The sequence below is a fragment of the Lysinibacillus sp. FSL M8-0134 genome (assembly GCF_038069745.1).
GTDB lineage: Bacteria > Bacillota > Bacilli > Bacillales_A > Planococcaceae > Lysinibacillus > Lysinibacillus irui.
This window is the reverse complement of record NZ_JBBPAJ010000001.1, coordinates 848,070-871,464: the sequence shown is the minus strand read 5'-3', so window position 1 is coordinate 871,464 and position 23,395 is coordinate 848,070. Positions and strand designations below refer to the sequence as shown.

General features: G+C 37.1%; 23 protein-coding genes. 6 read left to right on the top strand and 17 right to left on the bottom strand.

Translation table 11 applies throughout. The features are described 5' to 3' along the window. Positions 1-2 precede the first annotated feature (2 nt). From coaD to MKY49_RS04235, 3 genes are all read right to left on the bottom strand, one after another. A complete protein-coding gene (coaD, locus tag MKY49_RS04245; RefSeq protein ID WP_274795847.1) occupies positions 3-494 on the bottom strand; it encodes a pantetheine-phosphate adenylyltransferase in 492 nt (163 codons plus the stop codon). A 1-nt stretch (position 495) separates the two neighbouring features. Then, positions 496-1,062 carry a 16S rRNA (guanine(966)-N(2))-methyltransferase RsmD gene (rsmD, locus tag MKY49_RS04240; protein ID WP_312506813.1) on the bottom strand — a complete coding sequence of 189 codons (567 nt, stop codon included), beginning with the start codon at positions 1,060-1,062 and terminating at the stop codon, positions 496-498. A 75-nt stretch (positions 1,063-1,137) separates the two neighbouring features. Continuing rightward, the gene (locus MKY49_RS04235) at positions 1,138-2,556 is read right to left on the bottom strand and encodes an RNA polymerase II (protein ID WP_322611382.1); all 1,419 of its coding nucleotides are present in this window, start codon (positions 2,554-2,556) and stop codon (positions 1,138-1,140) included. 55 nt (positions 2,557-2,611) lie between these two features. On the opposite strand from MKY49_RS04235, the gene MKY49_RS04230 reads away from it, so the two are divergent. Beyond that, positions 2,612-3,001 carry a DUF7147 family protein gene (locus tag MKY49_RS04230; RefSeq protein WP_274795843.1) on the top strand — a complete coding sequence of 130 codons (390 nt, stop codon included), beginning with the start codon at positions 2,612-2,614 and terminating at the stop codon, positions 2,999-3,001. A 2-nt stretch (positions 3,002-3,003) separates the two neighbouring features. Here the strand turns inward: MKY49_RS04230 and MKY49_RS04225 are convergent, their stop codons facing one another. Further along, a complete protein-coding gene (locus tag MKY49_RS04225) occupies positions 3,004-3,276 on the bottom strand; it encodes a YlbG family protein (RefSeq protein ID WP_054611705.1) in 273 nt (90 codons plus the stop codon). 397 nt (positions 3,277-3,673) lie between these two features. On the opposite strand from MKY49_RS04225, the gene MKY49_RS04220 reads away from it, so the two are divergent. Further along, positions 3,674-4,579 carry a glycerophosphodiester phosphodiesterase gene (locus tag MKY49_RS04220; RefSeq protein WP_274795841.1) on the top strand — a complete coding sequence of 302 codons (906 nt, stop codon included), beginning with the start codon at positions 3,674-3,676 and terminating at the stop codon, positions 4,577-4,579. 163 nt (positions 4,580-4,742) lie between these two features. On the opposite strand, the gene MKY49_RS04215 is transcribed toward MKY49_RS04220, so the two are convergent. Then, positions 4,743-5,189 (bottom strand): YlbF family regulator, encoded by a 447-nt coding sequence (locus MKY49_RS04215; RefSeq protein ID WP_274795840.1) that lies wholly within the window; start codon positions 5,187-5,189, stop codon positions 4,743-4,745. A 90-nt stretch (positions 5,190-5,279) separates the two neighbouring features. Here MKY49_RS04215 and MKY49_RS04210 point away from each other — a divergent pair, with 90 nt between their 5' ends. Continuing rightward, on the top strand, positions 5,280-5,777 hold the full coding sequence (locus tag MKY49_RS04210; protein WP_274795838.1) for a PaaI family thioesterase: 498 nt from the start codon (positions 5,280-5,282) through the stop codon (positions 5,775-5,777). Here MKY49_RS04210 and MKY49_RS04205 read toward each other — a convergent pair. Together MKY49_RS04205 and MKY49_RS04200 are read right to left on the bottom strand one after the other, a co-directional pair. After that, entirely contained in the window at positions 5,758-7,230 is a 1,473-nt protein-coding gene (locus MKY49_RS04205) for a UDP-N-acetylmuramoyl-L-alanyl-D-glutamate--2,6-diaminopimelate ligase (protein WP_341385672.1), read from the bottom strand. The two genes, MKY49_RS04210 and MKY49_RS04205, sit on opposite strands and share 20 nt — an antisense overlap. A 141-nt stretch (positions 7,231-7,371) precedes the next feature. Further along, positions 7,372-8,529 carry a CAP domain-containing protein gene (locus MKY49_RS04200; RefSeq protein ID WP_274795836.1) on the bottom strand — a complete coding sequence of 386 codons (1,158 nt, stop codon included), beginning with the start codon at positions 8,527-8,529 and terminating at the stop codon, positions 7,372-7,374. Positions 8,530-8,676: 147 nt separating this feature from the next. Between MKY49_RS04200 and MKY49_RS04195 the strand changes: the two genes are divergently transcribed. Next, complete coding sequence (locus tag MKY49_RS04195) at positions 8,677-9,078, top strand: YugN family protein (protein ID WP_141903391.1); 402 nt, start codon at positions 8,677-8,679, stop codon at positions 9,076-9,078. 145 nt (positions 9,079-9,223) lie between these two features. After that, complete coding sequence (gene ytvI, locus MKY49_RS04190; protein WP_274795835.1) at positions 9,224-10,285, top strand: sporulation integral membrane protein YtvI; 1,062 nt, start codon at positions 9,224-9,226, stop codon at positions 10,283-10,285. 15 nt (positions 10,286-10,300) lie between these two features. Here the strand turns inward: ytvI and MKY49_RS04185 are convergent, their stop codons facing one another. From MKY49_RS04185 to cyoE, 7 genes are all read right to left on the bottom strand, one after another. After that, positions 10,301-10,762 carry a DUF420 domain-containing protein gene (locus tag MKY49_RS04185; protein ID WP_274795834.1) on the bottom strand — a complete coding sequence of 154 codons (462 nt, stop codon included), beginning with the start codon at positions 10,760-10,762 and terminating at the stop codon, positions 10,301-10,303. Positions 10,763-10,802: 40 nt separating this feature from the next. Further along, positions 10,803-11,726, bottom strand: coding sequence for a cytochrome c oxidase assembly factor CtaG (gene ctaG / locus MKY49_RS04180; protein WP_274795833.1), 924 nt, complete (start codon positions 11,724-11,726; stop codon positions 10,803-10,805). A gap of 182 nt (positions 11,727-11,908) precedes the next feature. Further along, on the bottom strand, positions 11,909-12,253 hold the full coding sequence (locus MKY49_RS04175; RefSeq protein ID WP_274795832.1) for a cytochrome C oxidase subunit IV family protein: 345 nt from the start codon (positions 12,251-12,253) through the stop codon (positions 11,909-11,911). Continuing rightward, positions 12,253-12,879, bottom strand: coding sequence for a cytochrome c oxidase subunit 3 (locus tag MKY49_RS04170; protein WP_036125326.1), 627 nt, complete (start codon positions 12,877-12,879; stop codon positions 12,253-12,255). Before MKY49_RS04170 ends, MKY49_RS04175 begins: the two co-directional genes overlap by 1 nt. Beyond that, on the bottom strand, positions 12,879-14,762 hold the full coding sequence (gene ctaD, locus MKY49_RS04165) for a cytochrome c oxidase subunit I (protein ID WP_274795831.1): 1,884 nt from the start codon (positions 14,760-14,762) through the stop codon (positions 12,879-12,881). Before ctaD ends, MKY49_RS04170 begins: the two co-directional genes overlap by 1 nt. A 41-nt stretch (positions 14,763-14,803) precedes the next feature. Then, on the bottom strand, positions 14,804-15,892 hold the full coding sequence (coxB, locus tag MKY49_RS04160; protein WP_274795830.1) for a cytochrome c oxidase subunit II: 1,089 nt from the start codon (positions 15,890-15,892) through the stop codon (positions 14,804-14,806). A gap of 99 nt (positions 15,893-15,991) precedes the next feature. Continuing rightward, positions 15,992-16,909 carry a heme o synthase gene (gene cyoE / locus MKY49_RS04155; protein WP_274795829.1) on the bottom strand — a complete coding sequence of 306 codons (918 nt, stop codon included), beginning with the start codon at positions 16,907-16,909 and terminating at the stop codon, positions 15,992-15,994. Positions 16,910-17,245: 336 nt separating this feature from the next. Between cyoE and MKY49_RS04150 the strand changes: the two genes are divergently transcribed. Further along, positions 17,246-18,169 carry a COX15/CtaA family protein gene (locus MKY49_RS04150; RefSeq protein WP_274795828.1) on the top strand — a complete coding sequence of 308 codons (924 nt, stop codon included), beginning with the start codon at positions 17,246-17,248 and terminating at the stop codon, positions 18,167-18,169. Positions 18,170-18,222: 53 nt separating this feature from the next. Here MKY49_RS04150 and MKY49_RS04145 read toward each other — a convergent pair whose 3' ends face one another. From MKY49_RS04145 to MKY49_RS04135, 3 genes are all read right to left on the bottom strand, one after another. Next, positions 18,223-18,411 (bottom strand): hypothetical protein, encoded by a 189-nt coding sequence (locus MKY49_RS04145; protein ID WP_274795827.1) that lies wholly within the window; start codon positions 18,409-18,411, stop codon positions 18,223-18,225. 320 nt (positions 18,412-18,731) lie between these two features. Further along, the gene (gene pyc, locus MKY49_RS04140) at positions 18,732-22,166 is read right to left on the bottom strand and encodes a pyruvate carboxylase (RefSeq protein WP_274795826.1); all 3,435 of its coding nucleotides are present in this window, start codon (positions 22,164-22,166) and stop codon (positions 18,732-18,734) included. A gap of 12 nt (positions 22,167-22,178) precedes the next feature. Next, positions 22,179-23,360 (bottom strand): FtsW/RodA/SpoVE family cell cycle protein, encoded by a 1,182-nt coding sequence (locus MKY49_RS04135; RefSeq protein ID WP_274795825.1) that lies wholly within the window; start codon positions 23,358-23,360, stop codon positions 22,179-22,181. Positions 23,361-23,395 lie beyond the last annotated feature (35 nt).

The following is a 23,395-nucleotide window of genomic DNA, read 5'->3' as shown; positions in this document are numbered from 1 at the left end:
TATTACTTATCAAAATTATACTTTTCTTTTAAAGCTTGTACGACACATGTTGGAACTAGTTCACTAACATCACTACCGTATTTCGCAACTTCTTTTACTATACTAGAACTTAGGAAGGAATATTGATTCTTCGTCATAATAAAAAATGTTTCAATGGTTTCATCTAGGAAACGGTTCATAGAAGTAATTTGCATTTCATATTCAAAATCTGAAACTGCTCGTAAACCACGAACAATTGCTTTCGCCTTTTTTTCCTTGGCATAGTCAATAAGAAGGCCCGAAGAACTTTCTATACGAACATTTGGTAATGTTTTTGTAACTTCAGCCATTAAAGCCATACGTTCCTCTACGGAAAACAACGGATTCTTCGCTGAATTGTTTAATACTGCTACATATACAATGTCAAACACATCTGCCGCACGCTTGATAATATCTAGATGGCCGAATGTGACAGGGTCAAAACTCCCAGGAACTACAGCAATTTTCTCAGACAACTTATTCTCCCTCTTCCTCTTTACAGCGATAAACCGAAATGATAGTTCCGCCATATGTTTCTTGTCTTGTTAAAACAAACTCCCCAAAATGCTGAGGTAATGGTACCTCTTTTGCATGTTCACATAAAATAATACCATTTCGTTGAACTTTATCGTTGTCAACAAGAACCTGTACTAAATCATAATATTCCTGTTGATGATAAGGAGGATCTAAAAAGACTAATTTAAAGGTAATATCACGTTTTAATAGCGCTTTCACAGCACGCTTTGCATCAATTCGAAAGAGCTCTGTATCCTCTTCATAGCGACATTTTTTTATATTTTCTTGTAGCACCTGGAATGCTTTGGCGTCTTTTTCAATAAAAATAGCACGCTCCGCCCCTCGGCTTAATGATTCAATACCCAAGCCTCCACTTCCGGCAAACAAATCAAGTGCAATCCCTCCGTCAAAAAACGGACCGATAATATTAAAAATCGATTCCTTTACTTTGTCTGTTGTAGGTCTTGTCGTATTTCCAGCTATTGCTTTTAACGGCATTCCTTTGCGTTCTCCTGCTACAACTCTCATAACAGCATATCACCGTACTTTCATCCATATAAAGTATTTTTGCAGCGAAAGAGTGGCCCTCCGCTGCAAAAGTTATTATTGTTCTTGTGCTAATACTTGAATTCGCTCATCTTTCTTTTGTAATTCTACCAAGAATAAACGTTGTAACCAAGCCTCTTCTACATAATAATGATCAGCAATCTTAATAATTGGTTCAGAAATAGTCGAATATCTTCGTTGATTGAAGACATAGAATCCTGGCTCTTTAGGGAAGCGGAATGTACGATGCTCACTATTTACATAATAACCATTCTGCCCTTCCTCAGCTGAGTAACCAAGCTCAGGTAATAATGTATCTGCAGTATACAACGTTTGCCCTTCATAGCGAATAACACGTACGTCTTCCTTCAACACATCATTGACATACACATCTCGTGCATCCTCAAATAAAAGTGGATATATTCCATTTTTTTGCTGCGCGTTTAATGTAAAATAGGATGTCTTAGCATCTAATACTTGCGATAAATACTTGTCCAATGTATCCGGTGAAATCGATTCATCCCCTAGTTTTTTCAGCGTTTCCTGCCAAGCTTGTTGTTGATTATCCGTCATATATTCATTTAAGTTCGTGATAATTTTCTTCGTTCTTTCTCCGCCAATTTGGTCGTTTAATAAGTAGGATGCCACAACTTCAGGTAACCATTCTGGAGAATCCACAAATTTAAATTGAGATTTAATTTGTGACAAAATCACTTCCTGTTCAACAGCTTGTGCAGTAAGCGTTGGTAAAAATAACAATCTCTCATCATGAGCTACTACTGGACTTTTTTCTTGAATAATGGCAATATGTTCATCATTTAAAAACTGTAAATTTTCGAATGATTTTAGGAAATCATTCGGAATGGCCTGCTGGGCATAGATCGATAATACAGGGGATTGCTCTTGTACTTTAAGCTTACCTGCTTGCCAATAAAGATCTTGAACCGTTCCATCTCCTCTAAACATTGTATAATTGACATGAACTAATTGTTGTTGACCAACTAATGGTAGACCTGTAATCCATTGTCCATTCACTTTACTGTCCGTCGAAATAGATACAATTGAATAAGATGCTTCACCATTCATTAGTGTAGCAAAAACATTTTGAAGGAGCATCTTATTTTTTAAGCCACCCTCAATGGGAATTATGTATGACACAGATTGTGATTTTGTTTCTCCTTTTGCAAAATAAGAAACTTCATCTGATAAACGTTCACAGCTTTTTTCATTTTCGATAAAGCAACTAGCATTCGTTGCTTTTTCTGGCCATTTAATCTTCACCTTTTGATTCGGCAGATTTTTAAAATGGTGACGAATATCCAAGCTATTTTCACGATAAACAATTTCTATTTCCTGTGAGTAATGAAAATCACCTATGCCAGTTTCTAGATCAGAAGAATAAGCATGATATTGGAAAAATAACGTTCCTGTAATAATTAGTGCTAAAATAGAAAAAAAGCTTAATGCAAATTTCATGTGCTTGACCTCCCGCAGCATGATACTATGATAATGGAAAGGATGTGCAATTATTATGCCACAACAATTTATAGAATTAGGTGAAGGCTATGGTGATGTTTACGAGCTACTCGAAATTATTAAAACCAATCAGGAACGTTTTCATCAAGCCTTTATACTAACTTCTACAAAAGAAGATAAGAAGGTAATTTCTTTAGCTGTCGCCCTCAAACCAGTCGGTGAAAGTAAATTCATGCCTATATATATTTGTCGAGAAGGCATCCCATATAATGAGGAACAACCAACAAAGCGACAAAAAATGTTTGAAGCACAAATAGAACAACTCGATCGAAAAGCAGTTGTTGTAGAAATAAAGCACTCATCTATATTTTCGGAATCAAAACTATTTTATCAATACTTAATTGGCATATTAAGACTAAATAACTATATACCTGCATTAACTTAATATTATAGGCCTACTTTATAGTCGTATTCCTTTGCTTTATCTGGTTTTGCATTTTCATATTCAGTTTTCACAAATGGACGATAAGACTCTACAACGTCTTTCACAAATGGGAGGCGTTGTAGTTTTGTTGTCATCATGTCAATATCCTCACGATCACAGTAAAGCACTACGTACTTTTGCCTTCTAGAAATATAAAGAACATGACCATATTTCCGAAGAGACTTCGCATGTTTTAATTGATGGACGTAAACGATTAGCCCTTGTCGTTCGTTCATATTGGATTCCCTCATTTCTTACCTAAAAGAATACCATAGACCAGAAAATGATAGCAACAGAGTTTAGCTGACAGAACGCTCAATTTTCCGTTATAATGGAAAAGCATAAACATTGAACTTGGCAGAATTATGAATCAGGTGTTTTTGATGAATCAATGGTTGCTACATTAAAAGGAATAATAAATGCTGCTAACGCCTCGATAATGGAACGTTTTAACATTTAATCTCCATAACAATTATTTTATATGATGACGGCAAAAATCAGCATGAAAAAATCACCTTATTCACTTATACTAGTTTCTAGTTTTGGTAGCTCTCCAACGTTGAGCACTTACAATCAATGAAAAATGAAATCACTATACTTTTTATATGACGATAATTGTTAAGGAGGACGAATATGGGTAAGAAAACAAAAATTGCGCTTGCCATTGCAGCAGCAAGTGCAGCGGCGTGGGCAGGTAGTAAAGCGATTTCTAAACCGCAGCAACGAGAAAGCAAACAAGCATTACAATTTGATCGCCCTGTAATACTTGCACATCGTGGCGGAGCTCATTTAGCACCCGAACATACAATGATGGCTTTTGAAAAAGCTGCGCAGCTAGGTGTTGATGGCTTTGAAATCGATATCCGCCTAACGAAAGATGAGGAAATTATTGTTTTCCACGATGAAACAGTTGAACGTACTACAGATGGTTATGGTCTCGTTGCTGATATGACATTGGCAGAACTTAACGCCTTAAACCATGGCTACCAGTTTGAAGATCTAGATGGAGCTTTTCCATATAGAGAGGATAAATTAAATGTAGTAACGTTACGAGAGCTATTAGAAAGTTATCCAAACATGCTAATCAATATCGATATAAAAGATGCTCCTGATACGTATGAAGGAAGTCTAATGCCTTCAAAACTTTGGCGTTTAATTGAAGAACTTGGCGCTGAACATCGTGTCGTGGTAACAAGTTTTTACGGTGAACAAATAGATCGCTTCAATTTATATGCTCAAAATCAGGTAGCACTTGGTGCAGGTGAATCGGATGTAAGAAAAGCATTCGCTTCCTTCTCAAGTCAATTTGGACATTTATATCATCCAAAAGTAGATGTATTTCAAATCCCACCTAAATCAGGGGTTATTGCCTTAGATTCGCCTAAATTTATTCAGTTTTTAAATAACCTGAATATACCTGTTCACTATTGGACGATCAATGACATAGACACAATGAACAAATTGATCAATAATGGAGCACAAGGCATTATTACTGATCGCCCTGATATTGCTGTAGAGTTATTACAAAAGCAAGCTTGATATAAACAATAGAAAGGGAAGGACATTAGCAAGTCCTTCCCTTTATTTTTGAAAGCTCCCGAAATTACTTTCACTACATAATGAAAAAAAACTGTAAACAACTCTGCAAGTACCTTCGAGTTGTTTACAGTCTAGAAGAGATGTGTTTTATACACATCTTACATTACGCTGAGCAAGAGCAAGAACCACCCGAGCCACATCCTCCTCCGCAAGATGAACCAGAGGCAAAGAATGGATTACTTACAGGAACTTTTACCGCTTCAGAGACTGTTTTTCCTATTAAAAGGCTAATCTCATCCAGTAAATCCTGAAAATCGTTTTCAGCAATTTTTAAGGCTGAAACTTTCTCATTTAAGTCAAGTGCCCTCTTTTGTTGGCGAATTGACTTCATGATTGTATGGTAGTCCGGATGATATTTTCCGAAACGTTGTACATCTTCGTACTGCTCTTTCATGCGATTAAATGCATAAATAGCCTCTACAATTTGCGTATCACTATATACTGCATCATACGCTTGTTGTAGCGCGATCGCTGGTTCTGAGGAAAGAATCATCTTACAAAGCTCTTCGGCCTCATCTAAAATGATTACCCAGTCAGAGGTCATCATCATTTTTAATTCCCCCAATCTCTTTCCCATCATAACAGATTTTATGGTAATTTTACATTAATGATATTTTTAATGAAAGAGGTTTTCCAATTGATGTCAACAGCTAAAGGACAAATTGAACAATTACTTGGCGCAATTTTACAAGAAAGTACTGAGGAAGATGAGGAAGTTTTATTTCATCTTTTAAATGGATTACGTGATAAACAACAAGGCATTCATCGTCGTTATATTAATGCTGCTCTACATATGGTAGGAAAATTTGAGCCTGAAGTGAGCGAGGTCCGTATCCCTATTACTCCTGTCATCCATAATACGATTAAGGTACCACACGGCGGCATTATTGCAACGATTGCAGATGCAGCTATGGGTGGACTTGCTTCACGCTCTGTACCAGAGGGATATAATGTAGTCACTACAAATATGAATGTCTCCTATATCGCCACAACGAAGAACAAAGAATTGATTGCACGTGGTCGTTTTGTCCATAAAGGACGTCAAACGCTTGTCATGGAATGTGATATAGAGGATGAGACGGGGCGCAAGCTTGCCATAGCTACGGGCTCTTTCTTTGTTATTCAGCGTCGTCTGTAATTAGATTTGAAAAATAGTCTTTGATACATTGTTGGTCGGAAAAAGGGAATTTTTGATTTTTAATTTGCTGTGTTTGTTCATGCCCTTTTCCGGCAACAAGGACAATATCGCCCTTTTTCGCCTTTGCTAAAGCTTGATGAATAGCAAGTTTTCGATCTAGATAAATTTCGTAGTATTGTTGCTCTGTAAAACCAGCAATTATACTTTCATTAATAACAATTGGATCTTCATCACGTGGGTTATCTGTTGTTAAATAGATTACATCAGCATATTTACTCGCCACTGCACCCATAGCAAATCGTTTCGCCTTATCGCGATTTCCTCCACAACTAAAGACTAGGTAAATGGTTTTGGAACGATCAAAGGTTTGTAATACAGCTTGTAAGGCTTCAGCAGTATGGGCATAATCTACATATACCTCAATACCTAACGGATTATCAATTTTCTCAAGCCTTCCTTCTGGTAGCTTTAAAGACCACATATGCTCTACAATATCTTCCATAGGGCCCCCTATACGCCATACTGCCATTAAGGCTGCTATCGTATTTTGTACATGATATTTTCCGACAAAAGGGATTTCAACAATATGCTCACTCGCGGTAGTTTGTAGACAAAGTACAGTTTTTCCAGCTGATTCACTGACAATTTGTATATGTAAATCATTGTGATTATCAAAGCCAAATGAGCAAGATTTTTTCTTATCATAGATACCAACGGAACGGCAAAAATTATCATCTCCATTTAACACTAGCTTTTTGGATAAATCCGCTAATCTCTTTTTCGCACGTTTATAGGCTTCTAACCCTCCATGATCTTCTAAATGATCATCTGATAAATTTAAAAATACACCACAATCAATATCACAATGATCAAGTCGATGTTGTTGTAAACCCATTGAAGAGGCTTCTAGTACAACATGTGTCACACCTTTTCGTACACATTGCTTTAGAATCGGATGTAACTCTTTTGCTTGCAATGTTGTTAATTGTTCGTAAGCTGTTTGTTGCTTCTCACCATTGATGAAAAAACCAACTGTACCAATAACTGCTGTTTTTTTATGTAGAGCGTTTAAAAGCTGACTTACAAAATGACTCACTGTTGTTTTTCCGTTTGTTCCTGTTATCGCAATAACTGTTAAAGCCTCTGCTGGAAAAGCAGCAAGTTTGGCACTTGCATACGATAAAAATAATGCGGTATTAGGAACCCATACAAAAGGAATTTCTTTATCTATAATGGGTAAAGAAATACTTTCTTCAGACACAATGGCAGCAGCACCTCGTGCCAATGCTTCTTTAACAAAACGACTACCCGACGTTTTTTTACCCTTTCGTACAATAAAAATGTCACCAGGTTGTACTGCCTGAGCGTAATCCTCTACACCTGTTATTTCTGTTCGAATAGATCCTCCTGTCACACTACATGGCCAGTCTTTTAATAACTCAGCTAATTGCAAACCTCATTCCCCCCTTCGGTTCTCTATCATATGACGGCTTTTGTAACGGTGTGACGAAAAATGCAGAAGCCTAAAGAGGGAATAAAAAATGAAGACAAACTCGGTTAATCAAAGCTTGTCTTCATAAGGGGGTTTCTTCTATTATGGTGATAATTGATCAGTTTTTTCTATAGAATCTTCACTAACAGGCTCTTCATTTGTTTGCCCTTCACTATCTTTTTCTTTACTATCCATCTTTTGCGAAGAAGCCGGCTCTAGATAAATTTGTGTATAATAATCCACAAAAGCGCCTGAACCAACGCGTGTGAATCTATCATTTAAAAGTACCTTCCTATGCTCAGGAGAGTTTGTCCAACCGTGCATCGCTTCTATTGCATCAAAATAAGCGGTGGCAAGATTTTCATTGGCATCACTATACTCGATATTATTAGCTTGTAATCTCTTTTTTAAGTCACCATATGTTGGGGACTCATGTGCTAAGAAGTTTTGTACCTTCATATCTTCACTATGCTTTCTTGCCACTTCTTCTAACGAGTTATCCATTTCTAAAGGTGGTAAATCATGATGGACTCTCGTCACATTTAATAAATCATCAAGCTGTTTGGCACTAGCCACATCGATTTCTTGTTGCAAAAAAGAGGAAGGCGGTGTCCGTCTAACTAGTTCCCCTTGATAGCTCATTTCATAGGGCTGATGAAGGACAAGTGTTTCACTGTCTGTATAACGTATTCCCTGCAATTCACTTGTCTCCCGATCTATATAAAGCTGTGCATAAAGACCATCAAATTTAACAAGTAGCCTAGTTTGCATATCCTCTTCACTCATGGAGAAGATGAAAATATTGTCACCAACAGTAGCCGCTACCTCATAGTCGATAATTGTCATGCGGTATATTTCATCGCGTTTCTGACCAACTTTAAAAGGAAATGCATCGATATTTTGTCCTGCTATGTAAACTTGCTTCACCACATTTTTTTCAACACCAACCATAAAAAACGTAGAGACATCATCATTGTAGACCCACCATTGATAGCCAAAAGAGGATGGTTCTTTTCTTGCTGGTTCCCCGTACTGCTCCAACACAGTTTGTGTGTCTTTTCCTATCAATGTTGATATGCCCGTTTGTGGACGTGTCATTGCACCTACAGCGGCCTCCTGCTTTAGCTTTGTTTGGGGTATGATATTTGAATTGGTATTTGGCCCTTCTAGTGGCTCATTTTCCTTGGGGGTATTAAAGAACATAAAGCCGATTATTGCAATTGCACCACAAAGCATTAAAATGCGTAATAAAGCTTTCATACAGGACTCCTTTTCATCACCATTATTGTAAGTTATTATATCAATTGTAATTGGGTTGACACAATGTTGTCATTGCAACAATGTCAAATATGCTCTATTATAAAAATGAGCGTATACTTTGTACGAGAACCTAAAGGAGGACTATACATGTATTTTGAAAATACTAACCTTGAAAATTTAACAGCTGATCAAGAGCTAATTGTCAGCATTATGAAAAAACATGGTTTAGAATGTGATGGCGGTTGGGATTACGAGCGTATGACATTCGATAAACGTTTCGATACTCGTGAAGGTCGCTATTACCTACGCGTATTCGCATATGCCATTTCTGGTGATGTAGGCGCACATGATGCCATCCTTACGTTAATGAAACCAGCTCTTGGTAAATATTATTATCCACATGGTGTAGAATATGGGGATGACGAAGTTTACCCAGCACATCTTGTTAAAAAATGTGAAGAAATCTTAAAAAAGGTTAAATTAGAATTAGATCAATTCTCAATCGAGCCTACAAATAAAAATAACTTTGAACCTGTAAACGCACGCTAATCTTTAGAGTTTTAAAGTGACAGCAAGTATAGCGTAGATAGCTTCATCGATGTGAAAAGACTGGTGGTCCAGTCTTTTTTTATTTGAGTAAAATTATTTTTTCTTCTCATACTACCTATATCTTTTACATGATGTAGGTGAGAATATGTTATCGTTTTTTAACCGTCCTTTTTTTCGTCATCCCATTATTGTTATTGCAATGGGCATTTTTATTCTCTGGTTCATTTCAATATCATTACCAATCTTACTTGCCTACTTAACCGCTTTACTTTTAGAGCCTATTATTGTTCGAATGAGTAAACGGTTTCGAAAAAAACGTAAAATCGTTGTTTTCATTTTCTTTTTATTTTTTTTAACTATAACTTTATTATTATGTAGTCTCCTTCTCTTTATAAGTTGGAAACAATTTTCTTCATTTATCATGGATATTCCTGAGTACCTTAATCAATTATCTGCTTTATGGATACAAATGCAATCTAAACTCAGTAACTACACTTATCATTTACCTGTAGAATTAGTTTTACAAATCCAATTTATGATTGCAAAAGCTTTGGCTTCTATTGAAAAATTCGCCCTATCCTTAACAAACATTAATGTCTGGTCAACATTACTAACATATATTCCCACTCGTTTATTTGATATTTTTGTTTACTGGATTGTCTTGTACATGCTACTTTTAGATTTGCCTAGCATTAATCGGAAATTATTAATGCCCGTTCCTTTTCATTATCATCAAAAAATAATTTTCATTGGACAACGTGTAAAATTAGCCCTATTTGGATTTCTAAAAGCTCAATTCCTAGTCGGCCTTAGTATTTTTGCTATATCATTCGCAGCATTTTACTTTTTAAAAACACCATTTCCGATACTGTTAGCTTGTTTGCTTGTTGTGTTAGACTTTATCCCTTTTCTCGATTCATTTCTCTTATTAGTCCCTTGGGCTATTTACCAGGCGTTTGCTGGTGATTATCTTTATGCTGGGATCTTAACGTTATTAACCGTGGGACAATTTTTAGTACGAAGAATGATTGAACCAAAGATTATTGGCGATAAGATTGGACTTTCATCTTTAAATACTTTTATTGCCATGTTTATTGGGTTTAAAATATTTGGTTTTCTTGGCATTTTAATTGGACCATTACTTTTTGTCGTGGTACTTTCTTTATTTCAGCCTACTACAAAAAATCTCCCTCCTGTACAAAAATAAGGAGGGAGATTTTCTTTAAAATCCTAAAATGGCTTTAATAACTGAAGTCGTTTCACCTGGTTCAAATAAAACATATAATAGTAAATAAACAAGGACACCTGTAATCGCAACAAAGAACCAAATAATACTTGTGATTGGTCCAATTCTTCTATGCAATTTGAGATTTGTTTTTAAACCTGAAATAATACTAACAATACCAAATACGGCTCCGGATGTTGCCAGGATAATGTGGAAAATCAAGAAAAACGTATAATATGGTTTTAAATGTTCACCACCACCAAAAGCAGTATTACCAATAAACACTGTTCGTGAAGCATAAATAATAAAGAAAATAAGTGCAGCTACACCTGCAGCAAGCATTACTTTTTTATGTCCTTCTACATTTCTTTTTATAATTAAGCCCCAACCTATCGCTACGAGTACAGCACTAATCACGATAAATGATGTACTTATAGTAGGCAAAATTTGCAATTCCATTGTCAAAACTCCTTATACATAGTAAATTTCTATTTTAAAATTAATGCTGCTGTTGGCTTTCCCATTTTTTTTGGTGTGCAGCTAATGCGTCAGCAGTAATTTTATCTGGATCCTTTTGTTCAGAACGATACCATCTTGTAAAGATTGTACCAATTAATACACCAAAAATAAGTTCTTGTAAGATTTTCATTAACACGCCACCTAATTGCTGGTCTGCAACAGGCTTCATGTCTGTAAATAGCTCTGGTCCTGATAAAGATAAGCCTGATAACGTAGAGGCTGGTACACAAAGCTCCATTGCTTTTAACCATGCTTCACCATTTGTATATGTTTCATACATTGCATTAGGAGCGAAAATAATTAATCCACAAGCAGGTGTAATTAACACGGCATTGGCAATAATATAGGCTAATTTATGCAATGGCTTCATATGAGCTCTATTAGGCATATTTTGAATTAAAGGCCAGTACATAAAAACAGCAGAAAGAAATAATACAAATGTATAGGTACCATGTAATGTTTCATTTAATTTAATGTAATCTAATATTGAAGGTAAATGATAGAAGGAAAATAAACCAATAAACACAAATACTGCAACAACAGGTAATGTCAGTACTTTAAACAACGTTCTAACAACTGGTGCCTCAATAGCAACTTTCCAAACCCACCAAGGGATCCCTTTAATTAGGAAGATGGGAACAAGTAATAATAATATAGCCATTTGCACCATATGCATCGTAAACATAATATGAGCCATTAAATCAATTGGAGAACCTTTGATAATATAAATAGTAATCATGGCTAACACAAAGTAAATGGCTTCACCCTTTTTTAAAGGCTCACTTACTTTAAAATCCTTACGCCACTTTATTGTGACTAAAAAATAGATGATTGTTATAAAAACAAGAACCCCTATTAAATATGGGCTCCACAATGCTTGGAAACCAAATATACTAAGTGGCATATAGAACGCACTCCTTTAAACTTCAGTACTCCTATTATAAAACGCTTACAGCTATACTGCAATGAACGAAAGGTGAACAAATGTTAAGTTTAACAGTGTTTGCCTCTTTTTGAAATCTACATAACTTCACTACAATAAGAAAAGCACGTTCGTACAATATGACGAACGTGCTTTATTGGTGATTACCACCAAATGATTGTTAAAAATGCTAAGAAGAATGTAAATGCGATTAAAATTCCCATCCACATGAAGAAACCAATAACGCCACCGAAGTGTGTTTTTTTGTCTTCTAAGTGCATGAAAGAATAAAGCTGAAGTACAACTTGAACACCAGCCAATAATAATACTAATGGCATGATTAAGTATTTAGAAAAATCGGCTGCAACTACTGCGAAAGCGATAAAAGTAAAGAAAATCATGATCGCAAAGTTGATTACTTGTTTACGCATATGAACGGCATTATGATGACGATCATATTCATATTGTGCCTGTGACTTAGCAACTATAGGTGTATCGTGTGAAGACATTATCCGATCACTCCCATCAAGTATACTACTGTAAAGATGAATACCCAAACAACATCGATAAAGTGCCAATATAAAGCAGCTACGAAGAATTTAGGTGCATTGTACAAGTTTAACCCACGTTTAGCATTTCGGATCATTAAAGTTGCAATCCATACAAGTCCTAAAGTTACGTGGAAACCGTGTGTACCAACTAAAGAATAAAATGCAGTTGCGAATGCAGATTGGTTAAATGTAAAACCAAGGTGCACATAGTGTTGGAATTCATAAATTTCAAGTGCTAAGAATCCAAGACCTAAAGCTAAAGTAATTGCTAACCAAGTTTGCATACCTTTAAAGTTAAAGTTACGCATATGGTAAATTGCGTATACAGATGTTAATGAAGATGTTAATAATAACATCGTCATTGCAAATGCTAATGGTAATTCAAATAAACCTTGTGTTGTGAACTCCATGCCAGCTGGCCCTTTGTTCTTAAGCGCTAGGTAAGTAGCGAATAAACTTGCGAAAAGTACAACTTCACAGGCAAGGAAAATCCAGAAACCAACGACTTTATTTTTACCTTCCATCGTAGCTTGTTCAGGATGGTCTGGCCAAGTATGAGGAGTAAACTTAGTATTGAAATCCATTATTTATTTCCTCCTTTGCCGTAAAGTTGTTCTTCAATTTCAATAATATCTTCTTTGTGTAAATGGAAGCCATGATCGTCTTTAACAGAACGGAAAATCATCGCACCGAAAGTAATTGCTAAACCAATGATTAAAATGTAGATTGACCAAGGTTTATCTGCATCTGGATTGTAAAGAGCACCAAATGCTGCAATAAACATACCTAATGAAATAACAAATGGAATCGCTGAGTTATTTGGCATATGGATATCACCTAGTGGCTCAGCAAATGTTACTTCTTTGTTACCTTCTTGTTTTTCAATCCACCATGGATCTAAACCACGAACAAGTGGTGTTTGACGGAAGTTATAGAATGGAATTGGTTGTGGAATTGACCATTCTAAAGTACGTCCATCGCCCCATGGGTCGCGACCTGCTGGTTTGCCTTTGATCGACATTAAGCAGTTGATTACCATTAAGATAACCCCTACACCCATCATTAATGCACCGATTGTAGAGATATAGTTGAATTGGTCCCAACCTTGACCTTCCATGTAAGTGAATACACGACGTGGCATACCCATTAAACCTAGGAAGTGTTGAACGAAGAACGTTAAATGGAATCCGATAAAGAATATCCAGAAAGTAATTTTACCAAGCGTTTCGTTTAACATACGGTTGAAGAAAATTGGCCAATAGAAATGAGCTGAACCAAATAATGCTGTAACGATACCACCAACGATTACGTAGTGGAAGTGAGCTACGATAAAGTAAGAATCATGTAGTTGATAGTCAAGAGGAGCAGATGCTTGCATTACCCCTGTAACACCACCCGCAACGAATGACGGGATGAAACCAAGTGCATAAAGCATTGGTGTTGTAACTTTAATAGATCCGCCCCAAATTGTTAGGATCCAGTTGAATACTTTCATACCTGTTGGAACAGCAATAGCCATTGTTGCAACAGCGAAGATTGCGTTTGCTGTTGGCCCAAGACCAGTTGTAAACATGTGGTGGGCCCAAACCATGAACCCTAAGAAACCGATTAAAATTGTAGCGAATACCATTGAAGAGTATCCGAATAAACGTTTACGTGAGAACGCTGGGATAATTTCAGAGAATAACCCGAACGCAGGTAATACTAGGATATAAACCTCTGGGTGTCCGAAGATCCAGAATAAGTGTTCCCAAATAACTGTGTTACCACCCATTGTATGGTCAAAGAAGTTACCACCGAACATACGGTCAAATAACATCATTAATAAACCAATTGTTAATGGAGGGAATGCGAATAAAATTAACGCACTTGATACAAGTGAAGTCCAAGTGAATAATGGCATACGCATGAATGTCATACCTGGAGCACGCATTGTAATGATCGTAACGATGAAGTTAAGACCAGAAATTAAAGTACCTGCCCCTGAAATTTGTAAACCAAGAACATAGAAATCAATACCATGTCCTGGAGAATATAAAGATAATGATGCATAAGAAGTCCAGCCCGCATCAGGAGCGCCACCCATAAAGAATGACAGGTGAAGGAATACTGCACCTAGGAAGAATAACCAGAACCCTAAAGAGTTAAGGAACGGGAATGCAACGTCACGCGCACCAATTTGTAATGGTACAAGCATGTTCATAAATGCAAATAGTAATGGAGTAGCAGCTAGGAATAACATTGTTGTTCCGTGCATTGTTAATAATTCATTGAAAAAACCAGCTGATACAAAATCGTTATTTGGTTTCATTAACTGAATACGCATTAATAACGCTTCAAAACCAGCGATAGCGAAGAACAATGTTCCGGCTAATAAATACATAACTGCTAACTTTTTATGGTCGACAGTAGTAATGTAATCCCAGACAGTTGCTCCAAAGCCCTTTTTCTGTGTGTATGAGCTCACAACTTTTACCTCCCTCAAAATTTGTTACTATAGAACGAAAATTATTTTTCTACTGATAAGCCCATGATATAAGTTGCAAGAGCTTCAATTTCCTCGTCAGATAAATTACCGTAGATAGGCGCAGTGCCTTCAGCATTCATCATCAAGTTACCTGGTTTAAATTCCTCTGGGTTTTTAATCCAAGCTTTTAAGCTTTCTTCATTGTGTTCTAAGAAACCAGCAACACGGTTACGATCACCAAACGTAGTTAAGTTTGGACCAGGTGTACCGCCTGCTCCTGAACCTGAGATAGCGTGACAGCCTAAGCAGCTGTTAGCAAAAGTTGCTTCACCAAGATCTGTTGAAGCTTTGTCAGCAGTTTGTCCTTCTGTCGCTTTCATTGCGTCAACCCATGCATCAAATGCATCTGGGCTTAATGTTTTTACTTTAAAGTCCATTAAAGCATGTGAAGGTCCACATAATTCAGCACATTTTCCATAAAATACGCCATCTTTAAGATCTTTTGATTCTTTATCAAATACTAGGTAGAATTTGTTTAAGTTTTCTACGTTTGTATCCATTTTACCGCCTACAGCAGGAATCCAGAATGAGTGCTTAACATCGGCAGCTTTTAAATTAAAGTAAACTTTTTCACCTGTTGGTACTACTAGCTCTTGAGCCGTTACGATCCCTTGGTTAGGGTATTCGAATTCCCACCAGTATAATTTTGCTGTTACATTGATTGTAAGGGCTGTTTTGTTCCCTTCTTCATCTACTTCATCCATTGCAGCAACATCTGCGAATTTATAAGTAGTTGTAACAACTGGTACAGCGATAATTAATAATAAAATAATCGGTATAACTGTCCAAATCACTTCTAACGTATGACTACCCTCTACTTGCTTAGGGATCACATTTTCACCAACGCGTGAACGACGGTATTTTACGAATGCAAGTAAATAAATAACGGATACTACTACTACTACTAGCGTCATAATTACAGTAGTTAACAGTAATAAGTTCAATTGTTGTTTACCTACTTCTCCAGATGGTTTCAGTGTTGATAGATAATCTTCACCACAACCTGAAAGGAAGACCATCATCACTGCTAGAAGTGAAAAAAGACGCCATTTTTTAAGCCCTTTCATCATAGCTTAATTAAACCCCTCTTTCTTTGTTGTATTTTCATGTGTACCTAGGACATTAGTTCTGTCTATATGAATTCTTTAAGAAAAGAAAGAATTCCTAAATTAGCTAAACACCGCAAATATGATCATGGCTACAAATAGTATGGTCATATGATTCAATGAATAAATAAACATTTTATTTGCCCATTTCATATCATCTTTAGTTGTAAAGCCTTTCAGAGCTAGTATTAACCAACCCAAGTTCAATGTAGTAGCAAGAGTTAAAAAGCCAATTCCAAGCTCTGGTAAAAGGAAAGGTAACGGTAATAATAAAAGAATCCAGAATAACATTGAGTACTTTGTACGTTTAAATCCTTTTACTACAGGTAGCATTGGTATTTTAGCTGCACGATATTCCTCTGTTCGTTTCATAGCAAGCGCATAAAAATGTGGTGGTTGCCATGCAAACATAATTAGGAATAAGGCAAGTGCTCCCGGACCTAAAGCAGGCTCAACCGCCGCGAATCCAATAACTGGAGGAATAGCCCCGGAAATACTTCCTACAACAGTGTTGCTAACATGCTTCCTCTTCGACCACATTGAATACAGAACGACATAAGCAAATATTCCTACTAGTCCCCACATGCCGGCTGCAAACGATGCCGCAAATAACAAAATTTCACCTACAATTAAAAATGAGAGGGCAATGGTCAATACGAAATTCGGCTTAAATCTGCCAGTCACTGTCGGCCTTGCTTTTGTTCTTTTCATGATAGGATCAATATCCTGATCAATGTAGTTATTCATTGCGCCTGAGCCACCGATGATGAATGCTGCACCCAGCATGGTGTAAAAGATAACATCAAGCTCTTGCAAGAAATGTCTACTAGTAAACTGAAAAGCCAGCCACATCCCTGTAAACGTTGTGACAAGATTCGAGTTAACGATTCCAATTTTTATTAGTGCTAAGAAATCTTTTACAACAGATGTTGTTTCTGGACCAGTATTTCTAGTAGCCGCCAGTGTACGACCGTTTGACATAATACCTCTCCTTTCATTTTTGTAAGCATATTCCGCTAACAATAACTATAGCGAAATTTGCGATTGATTTCTAGACATTAAGTGAAATTTAGATGAAGTTGTAAAAATTAGCTTTGTCTAGAAATATAATTAAAAACAACATATCTATAGTAAAACATTTTCTAAAATGAATTGTGAAGGTTAAAGCACGAAATTATGAACAATTTGTGAAATGGAATCGACATCTATTACTCCCTTCTCTTTACAAGTTGTTTTTTATACGTATTTTCGATATTATCTAGTAGCAGAAACATTACGTTCTTGTAATGTTGATAGATAAAGTAGGTGACTCATTTTATGCAACACAACAGGTATTTGAAGTGGTTTGCTGTTGCCGCTACAGTTGGGATGCTCCTTATTTTACTAGGTGGGGCTCTCGTTACTAAAACAGATAGTGGCTTAGGCTGTGGTCGAAACTGGCCTGATTGTAATGGATCTCTTATTCCAAAGGAGATTACACCAGAAGTCCTTATTGAATTCTCACATCGTCTTGTAACTGGAGTCGTATCTATTTCAATTCTTGTGTTAACAGTATGGACATGGCGTAAACTCGGACATATTCGTGAAGTAAAGTTACTTGGTTTTTTAGCAATGTTTTTCTTAATCGCGCAGGCTCTTATAGGAGCTGCTCAAGTTTTATGGGGACAAGGTGATTTCATCCTAGCCCTTCATTTTGGGATTTCTCTTATTTCCTTTGCTGCGGTTCTTCTCCTTTCTATGATTGTATTTGAAGTCGATCGAAAATTTGATGCCGATAACGTATTTATTGGTAAAAAGTTACGTTGGCATACAATTGCTGTCACAATTTATTCTTATTTAGTCGTTTATACTGGGGCGTTAGTTCGTCATACAGATTCGAGCTTAATTTGTCCTGACTGGCCATTTTGCTATAATGAGACACCTTTTGCACCTCCCAATAATATGTACGAATGGGTGCAAATGGGACATCGACTAGCTGTTCTTATTATTTTCATTTGGATTGCATACATAACTTGGCACGCTGTGAAAGAATATAAAAACCAACGTGTAATTTACTATGGATGGGTTATTGCATTTACTATAGTTATTTTACAAGTGATTGCTGGTATGTTAGTAGTCCTAACTAGACTGAATTTAACGGTAGCTTTACTGCATTCATTATTTATTTCCCTTTTATTCGGCCTATTATGTTACATGATCATGCTAGTAGCTCGTAGTAATTATAATGAGAAAAAGAAATAATCCATTAAAAAAAGATTCGCCACCTATTATGTGACGAATCTTTTTCTATGTCTTTAGTTTTGTTTCTTCATTGTTTCCGTTCCTATAATACCTACAATTAAAATAATCATAGATACTAGGGCGTAATCTTTAAAAAATGTTGTAAAAGGAATGTCAAAATATCGACAAATCATCGTTATAAGGCGGCCTCCTAATAGGATTAAACCTATGACAAACATCCAATTAAATAATGCTTTAAGCATTTTCACGTCCCTCTACTTTCATTGCGGTTCAAATAATATTGTTACTTCTTGATCTTTTGCACATTGCTTGCCTGTTTGAAAATTAAAGCTGCTCTGGTAGAGGCACAGTTAGCAATTTACGCTAAACTCCCATCACTTATGCAAGGATATCTAAAAGTCATTTTCGTCCACCATTATATGCTGCTTAATGCCTGAATAAAGGCGTTATGGTTATTATACAACCATTTGACTAATCAAGTTTGATACAATGACTCCTTCAACAAATAAAAAAGGTTATGTAGATACCAAAAAAGTATCTACTAACCTTTTTTCAAAACGATTTATTCAATTTCAATCAATAAATCACCTGTTGAAATAGCATCCCCTGCACTTGCATAAACCTCTTTTACAACACCGTCTTTTGGCGCTTGGACCGTTGTTTCCATTTTCATCGCTTCCGTTATTAATAGGTGATCACCACGTTTGACTGGACTGCCCTTAGAAACAACAACCTTTAACACAGTACCTGGCATTGTAGCACCAATTTGGTTTGGATTACTTGGATCTGCTTTTAGCGCTAGGTTGCCATCTACCTCAACTGTCATATCTTGAATCACTAATTCACGTGATTGGCCGTTCAGTTCAAAGTACAGAACGCGCGTCCCATTGTGCTGTGGCTCACCAATCGAGACTAGTTTAATAATTAATGTTTTACCTTTTTCGATTTCAACCTCAATGATTTCCCCAAGCTTTAAGCCATATAAGAATGTTGGTGTATCGAGAACCGAAATATTGCCGAAGGATTCTTCTGTTTTCGCATACTCCTCAAAAACTTTTGGATAAAGAGCATAGGCTAATACATCCTTCTTTGAAACAGGACGATTTAATTTCTCTTCAAGAACAGCTTCTAATTGTTCAAACTGAATAGGCTCTAATAATTCCCCTGGGCGCACTGTAATTGCTTCACGGTCTTTAAGCACGACTTGTTGCAGTGCCTCTGGAAATCCACCATGTGGCTGTCCAAGATAACCTTGGAAGAATTCAATAACAGAGTCTGGGAAATCAATCGTTTGTCCCCTTGTTAGAACCGTGTTTTCGTCAAGATCATTTTGGACCATGAAGAGTGCCATGTCCCCGACCACTTTGGAAGATGGTGTCACTTTGACAATATCTCCGAATAGTAGATTTACACGGGAATACATACGTTTCACTTCTTCCCAGCGATCGCCGAGACCCACTGCTTTTGCTTGTTGCTGAAGGTTACTATATTGACCGCCAGGCATCTCGTGTACATAAATTTCAGAATGTGGGCTGATCATGCCACTTTCGAAATCTTTATAGTATTTACGAACATCTTCCCAGTAGTACGATAATTTTTCTAATGCATCAATATCCGCACGTACCTCACGTTTACCGCCCTTCATTGCATAGTACAAGGAATTGGCACTCGGTTGAGATGTAAGACCTGCCATAGATCCAAGCGCTGTATCAATGATATCTACACCTGCTTCAATCGCCTTAGCATACAAGTAAATTCCATTTCCACTTGTGTCATGTGTATGCAAGTGGATTGGCAGACTTGTCGTCTCTTTTAACTCGGAAATTAAACGGTACGCTGCTTCCGGTTTCAATAAACCAGCCATATCTTTAATAGCTAAAATATGGGCACCAGCTGATTCAAGCTCTTTCGCCATATCTTTATAGTATTGCACTGAATATTTCGCACGGCTGTCGTCGAGGATGTCTCCTGTATAACAAATTGCCGCTTCAGCAATTTTTCCTGATTGACGCGCAGCATCTATCGCTACTTCCATTCCTTTAATCCAATTCAAGCTATCGAAAATACGGAACACATCAATACCTGATGCTGCGGATTCAGCGATAAATTCACGGATTAAATTGTCAGGATAGTTAGTGTAACCAACGGCATTAGCTCCACGTAGTAACATTTGGAATAACACATTCGGTACTTGTTCACGCAGTTTCGCTAATCGCTCCCATGGATCCTCTTTTAAGAAGCGATACGCTACATCGAATGTTGCACCGCCCCACATTTCCAACGAGAATAACTGATGCATCATACGAGCTGTTGCATCTGCAATTTGATACATATCCTGTGAACGAACACGTGTTGCAAGCAGGGATTGGTGAGCATCGCGGAATGTAGTATCTGTTAGTAGTACGTCTTCCTGTGCTAAAATCCATTGCACTAAGCCATCTGCTCCCTGTGTATCTAAAATCTGTTTCGTACCTGCTGGAGGTGCTATTAGTGTATCAACTTTTGGAATATTCGGTTGTACAAAAATAGGCTTTGATTTTTTTTCAACACCAGGGAAGCCGTTTAATGTCACATTACCAATATAACTTAACAGCTTTGTCCCACGGTCCTTACGTACAGGGAAATGGAATAGTTCAGGTGTTGTATCAATAAAGCTTGTGTCAAAAGCACCTGATAAAAACTTCTCATGTGTTACCACATTATTTAAAAACGGTATATTCGTTTTGACTCCACGAATTCGGAATTCTTTTAAATTGCGATCCATTTTCGCAGCAGCTTCTTTAAAGTTCATGCCTGATGTTGAAATTTTTACTAGTAAAGAGTCATAATATGGTGTTACGACAGCACCTTGGAAACCATTCCCCGCATCTAAACGTACACCGAAACCGCCACTAGAACGGTATACCATTAATTTCCCTGTATCCGGCATAAAGTCATTTGCAGGGTCTTCTGTTGTTACACGAGCCTGAATTGCATAGCCAATCATTGGCATATCCTCTTGCTTCGGCATATGAATTTCTTCACTATGCAGAGCATAACCTGCTGCTACCTTGATTTGGGCATGGACGATATCGACACCTGTAATCATTTCTGTAATCGTATGTTCTACTTGAATACGAGGGTTTACCTCGATGAAATAAAAATCTTCGCCTGCGACTAAAAATTCCACTGTCCCTGCATTTATGTACGAGACATTCTTCATTAATTTCACGGCAGCGTCACAAATACGATTTCTTAACTCTTGTGAAATCGAATGTGATGGGGCAATTTCAACTACTTTTTGGTGACGACGCTGAATCGAGCAATCACGCTCATATAAGTGCACAATATTGCCCTGCTGATCACCAATAATCTGTACTTCAATATGTTTTGGTTTGATAATAGCTTTTTCAACATACACCTCATCAGAACCAAAAGCAGCCTTTGCCTCTGATTTTGCCCTTTCATAAGAAGAAGCAAGCTCCTCCGGTGTATGGACTAAACGCATCCCACGACCACCACCGCCAAGTGCTGCCTTAATCATAACTGGATAGCCGTAAGTGCTAGCAAATGTCTCTACTTCTGCTAGATCAGCTACTGGACCATCTGTACCAGGAATAACAGGAATTTCTGCCGCAATGGCTTGCGAACGTGCTTTGACTTTATCCCCAAACATATCTAAATGCTGAGAAGTTGGTCCGATAAAGACAATGCCTTCTTCCTCACAGCGACGGGCAAATTCCACATTTTCTGATAAAAAACCATACCCTGGATGAATCGCATCAACATCTGCATCTTTTGCGATGGCAATAATATCCTCGATATCTAAATAAGCATCGATTGGTTTCTTGCCAGCTCCCACTAAATAAGCTTCATCTGCTTTAAAGCGATGAAAGGCACCACTATCCTCCCTTGAATAGATGGCAACAGTTTGGATATTCAGCTCCGTACATGCACGGAAAATACGAATTGCAATTTCTCCTCGATTGGCTACGAGAATTTTGTTGATTGATTCCATAGGTATCCCCCTTTATGATTGTGTTTTTTTCCGCTCTACCTTTTCAAACATAGAAACATTGATTAATATCCCCATCGCTAAAGATAGAATGATTATAGATGTACCGCCATAGCTTATAAAAGGTAACGTTACACCGGTTAACGGGATTAACCCAGTTACACCCCCAAGATTAATAAACGTTTGCCAGCCTATCCAGCTCGCAATACCAGCCGCAATCATGCGTGCCAATGGATCTTTCGTTCGCAATGCAATAGAAAAACCTTTATATACAATAAACCCTAAACCACATAAAACAATTAAAACTCCCCATATTCCTAATTCCTCCATTATGATTGCCATAATGAAATCCGTTTGTGGTTCAGGCAAGTACCCTAATTTTTGAATGGATTGACCAAGACCGCGCCCTTCTAAGCCGCCTCCGCCAATAGCATAATAACTATTCACCACTTGATGTCCACTACCATCTTCGTACTCAAACGGATTTAAATAAGATAAAATCCGTCCTTTTCTGTTTTCTGTTAGTAGTTCTCCCTTGAACAGCAGAAGTATTCCTAAAATTGCTGCACCGAATGCTGCTAATACACCAAAAAACTTCCAAAAGGTTTTAAAGGGAATACCACTTGAAGCAACTACAGATACGGCTATTCCACATAAAATAATAACAGCACCTAAATCTGTTTCGAAGGCCACCCCAGCAACGACTAAAATCCATAGGAAAATGGGATAGAATATTTCGGTTGGTTGTAGCTTTTCAAACGTATATTTTTGCGCTTTTCGATAAAAAGCAGCTGCAAAATATAAGATTATAAATAGTTTTGCATACTCCGAAGGCTGAAAATTCCCTAAACCTGGAATAGCAATCCAACTCTGTGAGCCTACTTGATCTGCCCCATTACCAGCCACTTTTACCCACGTAAATAACACAATTAATACGATGGTTAGAAATAACATAATATTTTTATTCGCATAATGTTTATATGGGAAAAAAGCAGCCACTATAAAGCCAAGAAATGCCACCATTAAATTGATTACTTGTTTTCGATAGAAAAAATCAGGTGCTTGTTCTTTTTGTACAATAGCAACCATCATACTTGAACTATAAATCATTATTAACCCAAATAAACTTAATAATAGGACCGTAAAAAATAAGGGGTAATCAAAATTTTGTGCATAACGTTTTAAGTATTGTCTCATTAGAAAACCTCGTTCTAGTAAAAAAACTCAAAGCG

What these genes read in the sequence shown, in the direction of transcription:
- MKY49_RS04200 (WP_274795836.1), bottom strand. Translation starts at nt 8,529, where the DNA reads ATGAAAGCTTTATTACGCATTTTAATGCTTTGTGGTGCAATTGCAATA.
- MKY49_RS04230 (WP_274795843.1), top strand. Translation starts at nt 2,612, where the DNA reads ATGCCACAACAATTTATAGAATTAGGTGAAGGCTATGGTGATGTTTAC.
- MKY49_RS04175 (WP_274795832.1), bottom strand. Translation starts at nt 12,253, where the DNA reads ATGTCTTCACACGATACACCTATAGTTGCTAAGTCACAGGCACAATAT.
- MKY49_RS04215 (WP_274795840.1), bottom strand. Translation starts at nt 5,189, where the DNA reads ATGATGATGACCTCTGACTGGGTAATCATTTTAGATGAGGCCGAAGAG.
- MKY49_RS04235 (WP_322611382.1), bottom strand. Translation starts at nt 2,556, where the DNA reads ATGAAATTTGCATTAAGCTTTTTTTCTATTTTAGCACTAATTATTACA.
- MKY49_RS04195 (WP_141903391.1), top strand. Translation starts at nt 8,677, where the DNA reads ATGTATTTTGAAAATACTAACCTTGAAAATTTAACAGCTGATCAAGAG.
- ytvI (WP_274795835.1), top strand. Translation starts at nt 9,224, where the DNA reads ATGTTATCGTTTTTTAACCGTCCTTTTTTTCGTCATCCCATTATTGTT.
- coxB (WP_274795830.1), bottom strand. Translation starts at nt 15,892, where the DNA reads ATGATGAAAGGGCTTAAAAAATGGCGTCTTTTTTCACTTCTAGCAGTG.
- MKY49_RS04185 (WP_274795834.1), bottom strand. Translation starts at nt 10,762, where the DNA reads ATGGAATTGCAAATTTTGCCTACTATAAGTACATCATTTATCGTGATT.
- MKY49_RS04210 (WP_274795838.1), top strand. Translation starts at nt 5,280, where the DNA reads ATGTCAACAGCTAAAGGACAAATTGAACAATTACTTGGCGCAATTTTA.
- MKY49_RS04135 (WP_274795825.1), bottom strand. Translation starts at nt 23,360, where the DNA reads ATGAGACAATACTTAAAACGTTATGCACAAAATTTTGATTACCCCTTA.
- MKY49_RS04150 (WP_274795828.1), top strand. Translation starts at nt 17,246, where the DNA reads ATGCAACACAACAGGTATTTGAAGTGGTTTGCTGTTGCCGCTACAGTT.
- rsmD (WP_312506813.1), bottom strand. Translation starts at nt 1,062, where the DNA reads ATGAGAGTTGTAGCAGGAGAACGCAAAGGAATGCCGTTAAAAGCAATA.
- MKY49_RS04145 (WP_274795827.1), bottom strand. Translation starts at nt 18,411, where the DNA reads ATGCTTAAAGCATTATTTAATTGGATGTTTGTCATAGGTTTAATCCTA.
- pyc (WP_274795826.1), bottom strand. Translation starts at nt 22,166, where the DNA reads ATGGAATCAATCAACAAAATTCTCGTAGCCAATCGAGGAGAAATTGCA.
- MKY49_RS04220 (WP_274795841.1), top strand. Translation starts at nt 3,674, where the DNA reads ATGGGTAAGAAAACAAAAATTGCGCTTGCCATTGCAGCAGCAAGTGCA.
- MKY49_RS04225 (WP_054611705.1), bottom strand. Translation starts at nt 3,276, where the DNA reads ATGAACGAACGACAAGGGCTAATCGTTTACGTCCATCAATTAAAACAT.
- cyoE (WP_274795829.1), bottom strand. Translation starts at nt 16,909, where the DNA reads ATGTCAAACGGTCGTACACTGGCGGCTACTAGAAATACTGGTCCAGAA.
- ctaG (WP_274795833.1), bottom strand. Translation starts at nt 11,726, where the DNA reads ATGCCACTTAGTATATTTGGTTTCCAAGCATTGTGGAGCCCATATTTA.
- MKY49_RS04170 (WP_036125326.1), bottom strand. Translation starts at nt 12,879, where the DNA reads ATGGATTTCAATACTAAGTTTACTCCTCATACTTGGCCAGACCATCCT.